General features: G+C 58.6%; 8 protein-coding genes. 3 read left to right on the top strand and 5 right to left on the bottom strand.

The features are described 5' to 3' along the window. From cpaB to VIW95_RS17045, 5 genes are all read right to left on the bottom strand, one after another. Positions 1–468, bottom strand: a 468-nt coding sequence (cpaB, locus tag VIW95_RS17025) for a Flp pilus assembly protein CpaB (protein ID WP_331588775.1), incomplete at its 3' end; no start/stop codon positions are given. 525 nt (positions 469–993) lie between these two features. Further along, positions 994–1,164 (bottom strand): Flp family type IVb pilin, encoded by a 171-nt coding sequence (locus VIW95_RS17030; RefSeq protein WP_331588777.1) that lies wholly within the window; start codon positions 1,162–1,164, stop codon positions 994–996. Between the two features lie 73 nt (positions 1,165–1,237). Further along, positions 1,238–1,408 carry a Flp family type IVb pilin gene (locus tag VIW95_RS17035; protein ID WP_331588779.1) on the bottom strand — a complete coding sequence of 57 codons (171 nt, stop codon included), beginning with the start codon at positions 1,406–1,408 and terminating at the stop codon, positions 1,238–1,240. A gap of 90 nt (positions 1,409–1,498) precedes the next feature. Continuing rightward, the gene (locus VIW95_RS17040) at positions 1,499–1,669 is read right to left on the bottom strand and encodes a Flp family type IVb pilin (RefSeq protein ID WP_331588782.1); all 171 of its coding nucleotides are present in this window, start codon (positions 1,667–1,669) and stop codon (positions 1,499–1,501) included. A 464-nt stretch (positions 1,670–2,133) separates the two neighbouring features. After that, a complete protein-coding gene (locus VIW95_RS17045) occupies positions 2,134–2,499 on the bottom strand; it encodes a DUF192 domain-containing protein (RefSeq protein ID WP_331588784.1) in 366 nt (121 codons plus the stop codon). Between the two features lie 51 nt (positions 2,500–2,550). Here VIW95_RS17045 and VIW95_RS17050 point away from each other — a divergent pair, with 51 nt between their 5' ends. Genes VIW95_RS17050 through hemA form a run of 3 tightly spaced genes read left to right on the top strand, consistent with a single transcriptional unit; the run spans position 2,551 to position 5,410 of the window. After that, complete coding sequence (locus VIW95_RS17050) at positions 2,551–3,228, top strand: bifunctional precorrin-2 dehydrogenase/sirohydrochlorin ferrochelatase (protein WP_331588786.1); 678 nt, start codon at positions 2,551–2,553, stop codon at positions 3,226–3,228. 5 nt (positions 3,229–3,233) lie between these two features. Further along, positions 3,234–4,061 carry a c-type cytochrome biogenesis protein CcsB gene (gene ccsB, locus VIW95_RS17055; protein WP_331588788.1) on the top strand — a complete coding sequence of 276 codons (828 nt, stop codon included), beginning with the start codon at positions 3,234–3,236 and terminating at the stop codon, positions 4,059–4,061. Positions 4,062–4,072: 11 nt separating this feature from the next. Further along, entirely contained in the window at positions 4,073–5,410 is a 1,338-nt protein-coding gene (gene hemA, locus VIW95_RS17060) for a glutamyl-tRNA reductase (protein ID WP_331588790.1), read from the top strand. Positions 5,411–5,476: the final 66 nt, after the last annotated feature.

Raw genomic sequence — 5,476 nt, forward strand, 5'->3', positions numbered from 1 at the left:
GGATGCGCCTTCGCCGCCCTGGGTTGCGACCAGCACGTCCACCCGCGTATGCGGCAGCACGAATCCTGCCACATCGCTAACCTCATCCACCGGAACCGATACTGCGCGCATCCCGAACGGAATCAGCAGTGGCATTACGCCCGCCGTCTTGTCCCCGGTGAACAGTTTGGCCTGCACAATAGGCTCGTTGGCTACCACGGAGTTCTTCACGTAGCTGCCAATGACCTGCTTCGGATCGGTGTACGCGCCCTCGGGCAGACTGTCGGCCGACCAACGCGCCAACTTGACCTCGCCCAGGTCGATCTTGGTACCGAGCGGAAGATCGTAAGCCGCGACCACCACCTCGACGTTGTGCGACATGGCGTTCTGAACCTCGGCTTCTCTCCGCTTTAACGCGGAGTACACCATCACCGAGGCCAACATCGCCGCCAACCCCGCGAGCAAGACGAATACCATCGGTCGTCTCATATCACCCCTCCCCTCCGGCCATTTCGCGGCCGGCTATCTTCGAATGAATCGTTGCGCATCCTGGCATCTCTAACTTCAACTTCTTAAAAATTGATTCAATAATGCTGAACTGATGATGGAATCGATTAACAAATCCAAACCAGTAATATTCACAGATTTGATGGAAACGAGCAGAGGATTGCTCTCTTGAAGTAGAATTGAAATCTATTGTCATCATAAATTTATCCAAAATATCACATTAATTCACTAAAATAGCGTAATTACGTGATTGACTAACGTAGTGACAATAGTGCCCCCACTCTGAACAAACGCAGCAGCTACGATGGCGATCGTCGCGAGTATCAACGCATACTCGGCCATCGTCTGCCCGCGCGAAATCACCGTTAACTGACAAACTCCCATTCGGTGGCTCATCGACTTCCTCTCCCAAGGTGGTCGTGCATTTTGGATCGAACTACTGGCGGGGCTGGCTCGCAGCCCCACCAGGAGCTCATTCCCGGGACGACCCTCTTGGCCATCGAATCACTACAGGTTCCCGTCAACGCTGGTCAGCAGCGTGGTGATGGTGGTGCCCATGGTCTGGTAACCCACGAAAACCACCACTGCTACCGCTGCCAGGATCAGCGCGTACTCGGCCATCGTCTGCCCGCGATTGAACTCGCGTGCCCGCACGACCAACTTCGTTATCGCCTTCATCAATCTCCTCAAACCGTTTTTATTTTAGAACCGGGTGGCGGATGGGTTAGTCCGCCACCCACGATTCAGCCTCTTAGAGCTTGGTATCCACGCTGGTCAGCAGCGTGGTAATGGTCGTGCCCATCGTCTGATAGCCGACGAACACTACGACTGCGACCGCGGCCAGGATCAGCGCGTACTCAGCCATGGTCTGTCCGCGATTGAACTCGCGAGCTCGGACAACTAACTTCGTGATTGCATTCATGGATTCTTCTCCTCGCGCAATAATTTTTGGCTTTCTCTTGATTTGGAGTGGCGGAGGGCTAGTCCGCCACCCCGATTTGAGCTGTTCGAATTACAGCTTGGTATCCACGCTGGTCAGCAACGTGGTGATGGTCGTGCCCATCGTCTGGTAGCCCACGAACACCACTACCGCGACCGCGGCGAGAATAAGCGCGTATTCAGCCATCGTCTGGCCTCGCTGATACTCGCGCACCTTCACAAACATTCCCGTGATTTTGTCCATCGTCCCGAGTCCTCCTGTTTTTTGGCCGTAATTGGCCATTGTCCCCGTAACTTGATTCGACCTTCCCATCCCCTGCGCCGCGAACCCGTCCAGCGCGAAAGTGAGTCTTGAATCACTTTTCTCCCCGACAAGACGAGCTTCTCTGAGGCAACTTTTACTGTGCCAAAGCGAGATTCATTGTGAGCATCTCTCGTGCCATCCTGATCTATTGAGCAATTTCTTCGGCTTTTTCAGTTCAAGGCGAATTATTTCAGCCGCATAGATGCAACTGTTGGTTGCGAACTCGCAACAGAGTAAGGCACAAAGAGATTAGATTTGGAAAGATAAGATAGTTAAAGAGTTTTTAACTCTATAACGATAGACTAAGCGACGGACCCCTACCTATGGTAGTAGGCCGAGAGCAAACCACCAAATAGCGTAAAATTTCAGATGACTGTCGGGGGTTTTTCGAGAATTAGGCGGATTTAATCGACGGCCTCGAAGACAATATGATCTCCGACTTGGGTCAAACTCCCGTCCGTCGCACCTGCGGGGAGCTCGAGCGCTTTTCGCGCCCCAAATACCACTGAAGACATCCGCCACGGCTTCAGCCGCCGGTTGATTCTGACAACCATATCGCCGCGTCCGAGGAAAACGATATCGATCGCGAACCGCATGAAAAACATGTGCATCCACATAAACGGGGTGAATCGCCCGTTCTCGAATAGCATCCCAGCTCCGGGCTCGAGGCCGTCGCGACCCAGCAGGCCACGGCCCTGGCCGGCGAGGCCGCCGGCGTCCTCGAGCCGCGCGCATAGCACGGTTCCACGGGTTTGATTTACGGCTCGCATCGGTCGGGACTGTCTCATAACGTCATCATGTAATAAAATCGCCTGAGTTTCATGGCATACATTCCGATATTTCTCGACGTGACCGGCCGCGACTGCGTGGTGGTCGGTGGCGGCGAGGTCGCCGCGCGCAAAGTCGAGTCGCTGCTCGAGGCCGGCGCTCGGGTGACGGTCGTAAGTCCGCGCCTGTCGCCGCCCATGGAATCCTCAGCTGCCAACGGGTCGGTGATTCACATCGCACGTGACTATCGGCGCGGTGATATCCGCGGATGCGTGCTTGCGTATGCCGCGACCGACGATCCGAAATTGCATCGTGAGCTTGCGGCCGAGGCGCGCGCGCTTGGAATTCCGGTAAACGTGGTCGATGTGCCGGAGCTATGTACGTTCATCGCGCCAGCGGTTATGAAGCGCGGCGCGCTGCAGATCGCAATCTCAACCGGTGGCGCGTCGCCCGCATTCGCAGCGCGGCTCAGGCGCGAACTGGAGGATCGATTTGGGACCGAATATGCGCGCACGCTCGAAGTGTTGCGCGCCGCTCGCCATCGATTGCATGCCGACGAGATCGATCCTGCCGAGCGCATGCGGCGGCTGAAAGACCTTGCCAACTCCGCGCTGCCCGACGCGATTGCCGCCGGCGACGTTGCCGCGATCGAGCGGATACTCGCTACTCACCTAGGCGATGGTGTAGATCTGGCTGCTCTCAATCTCGCGCGTGCTGAATTCTCCCACTGAAAAAAATGGACACGTTGTGGCTATTGCCGGCGCTTGCGTGTTACGCGCTCTCGGCCGCGTTGTTCGTGTTCGATCGTTTGTCGGGACGCACGCGCGCGACCGGCTACGCGGTTGCGATCCTCGGCGCGGGCGCGATTTTTCATGCGCTTGATTTGACCGCGCGCGGATTGCAGGCCGGCAATATTCCAGTCGCCAACTTTGCGCAAGCGCTGTCGTTTCTTGCGTGGCTGACCGCGCTGGCCGGGTTGCTGATGATTGTACGTCTCCGGCTCGCGGTGATCGGCGCGTTCGTCGCGCCCGCAGTGACGCTCGCCCTGGGCGCCGCTTCGCTCACGACCAGCAGCGGGCGCCTGGTGTTGCCGGCGACGCTGCGCAGCGTCTGGCTGCCGATTCACGTCACGCTGGCGATTCTCGGCTACACGATGTTCGTGCTGGCGGCGAGCGTGAGTATCGTCTATCTCGCGTACGAATCGCGGCTTAAATCCAAGCGCGCGCTCGGTCCCGCCAATGAAGGAGCGCCGAGCCTCGAAAAGCTCGACCGAATCAACTATCACCTGTTGGGGTGGGGCTTCATGATGCTGAGCCTGGCGATCGTCAGCGGCGCGATTTGGGCCGACGCGACGTGGGGGCATTTCTGGTCGTGGGAGCCCAAGGAATCCTGGTCGCTGGTGATTTGGATTCTGTACGCGGGCCTGCTCGAATCACGCCTCACCATAGGATGGCGCGGGCGGCGCGCCGCGGCGCTCACAATTGTGCTGGCGAGCGTGTTGGTTGGTTCGTTCGTGGGCGTTAACCTGATTTTTCCGGGCAAGCACGGCGGCAGTTTCGGCTGACAACTGAGAAGATGGATCAGACGCTCTTCATCGTGGGCATAAATCATCGCAGCGCCGCCGTCGCGCTGCGTGAGCGCCTCGCGTTTGCCGAGGATGATATCGTTGCCGCACTCGCGCGACTGCGCGAAGCATCGCCCGCGGTCTCCGAAGCGGCGCTGATCTCCACCTGCAATCGCGTCGAGGTGGTGGGCGTCACCGCCGACGCGGCCCGCGCCGCGGATGAGACGCTCAAATTTTTGTCGGCTGATAGAAGCGTCGCGCATGACGAATTTTCGGAAGCGATTTACAGTTTCGCCGGCCGCGACGCCGCTCGTCATCTGTTCCGCGTCGGTGCGAGTCTCGATTCGATGGTCGTCGGCGAGCCGCAGATTCTCGGTCAGCTCAAGTTGGCATACGCGCAGGCGTCCGAGGCGCGCAGCGTCGGTCTGATTTTGCATCGCGCCTTTCACAAGGCATTCACGGTCGCCAAGCGTGTGCGCAAGGGCACCCTTATCGGTCACGGCTCGGTTTCGGTCAGCACCGCGGCAGTCGCGCTCGCGGGCCAGATTTTCGACACGCTCAAAGACAAGACCGTGATGCTGATGGGCGCGGGCAAGATGGCCGAGCTGACCGCGCGGCAGTTGAACGCACTCGGAATCGAGTCGCTGCTGATAACCTCGCGCACTTTCGATCGCGCTGTCGCACTCGCGCGCGACCTTGGCGGCACCGCGGTCCCCTACGACAACTACAAGCCGTACCTCAAGATGGTGGACGTGCTGATCGGCTCGGTCTCATCGACCAAGCCGATTCTCGGCCCCGACGAATTCGAGTCGGTGATTCGCGAGCGGCGCTACCGGCCGATGTTTCTGATCGACATGGGAGTGCCACGCAATTTCGACGAGCGCCTGAACTCGCTGCAAAACGTTTACTTGTACGATATCGACGATCTCGGCGCGCTGGTGCAGCGATCTCTTGGAGACCGCGAGCGCGAGGCCGAAAAAGCGGAGCAGATCGTCGAGCTCGAACTCGAATCGTTCCTCAAATGGCTTGCAGGTCTCGATCTCACGCCGACGATCAAGGACATCCGCTACAGCGTCGAGCGATTGCGCGACGACGAGTTGGGCCGCGCGAGCGGATGGATGGCGCAACTCGATCCCGCCGAGCGCGAGCGCGTTTTATTATTGACGCGCGGACTCACAAACAAACTGCTTCACAGGATTCTGTCGGGACTGAAACAGCGCGACGACAAAACTCTCGACGCCGCATTCGCCGCCGAAGTAGCGCGCCGCCTGTTGGGCGCCGAGTTCGACGCGCAAGACGACGATCTCGACGACAGTGACAGCGATGATGACGACACGGAAATCGAGTGACCGCGCCCGACTCGCTTCTTAATTTTGTTCCCCTTCCCGCTCGGGAAGGGGTTAGGGGTTAGGTTC

Source organism: Binatus sp. (SeqCode) (genome assembly GCF_036522015.1).
Taxonomy (GTDB): Bacteria; Desulfobacterota; Binatia; order Binatales; family Binataceae; genus Binatus.

What these genes read in the sequence shown, in the direction of transcription:
- VIW95_RS17030 (WP_331588777.1), bottom strand. Translation starts at nt 1,164, where the DNA reads ATGAAGGCGATAACGAAGTTGGTCGTGCGGGCACGCGAGTTCAATCGC.
- VIW95_RS17035 (WP_331588779.1), bottom strand. Translation starts at nt 1,408, where the DNA reads ATGAATGCAATCACGAAGTTAGTTGTCCGAGCTCGCGAGTTCAATCGC.
- VIW95_RS17040 (WP_331588782.1), bottom strand. Translation starts at nt 1,669, where the DNA reads ATGGACAAAATCACGGGAATGTTTGTGAAGGTGCGCGAGTATCAGCGA.
- VIW95_RS17045 (WP_331588784.1), bottom strand. Translation starts at nt 2,499, where the DNA reads ATGCGAGCCGTAAATCAAACCCGTGGAACCGTGCTATGCGCGCGGCTC.
- VIW95_RS17050 (WP_331588786.1), top strand. Translation starts at nt 2,551, where the DNA reads ATGGCATACATTCCGATATTTCTCGACGTGACCGGCCGCGACTGCGTG.
- ccsB (WP_331588788.1), top strand. Translation starts at nt 3,234, where the DNA reads ATGGACACGTTGTGGCTATTGCCGGCGCTTGCGTGTTACGCGCTCTCG.
- hemA (WP_331588790.1), top strand. Translation starts at nt 4,073, where the DNA reads ATGGATCAGACGCTCTTCATCGTGGGCATAAATCATCGCAGCGCCGCC.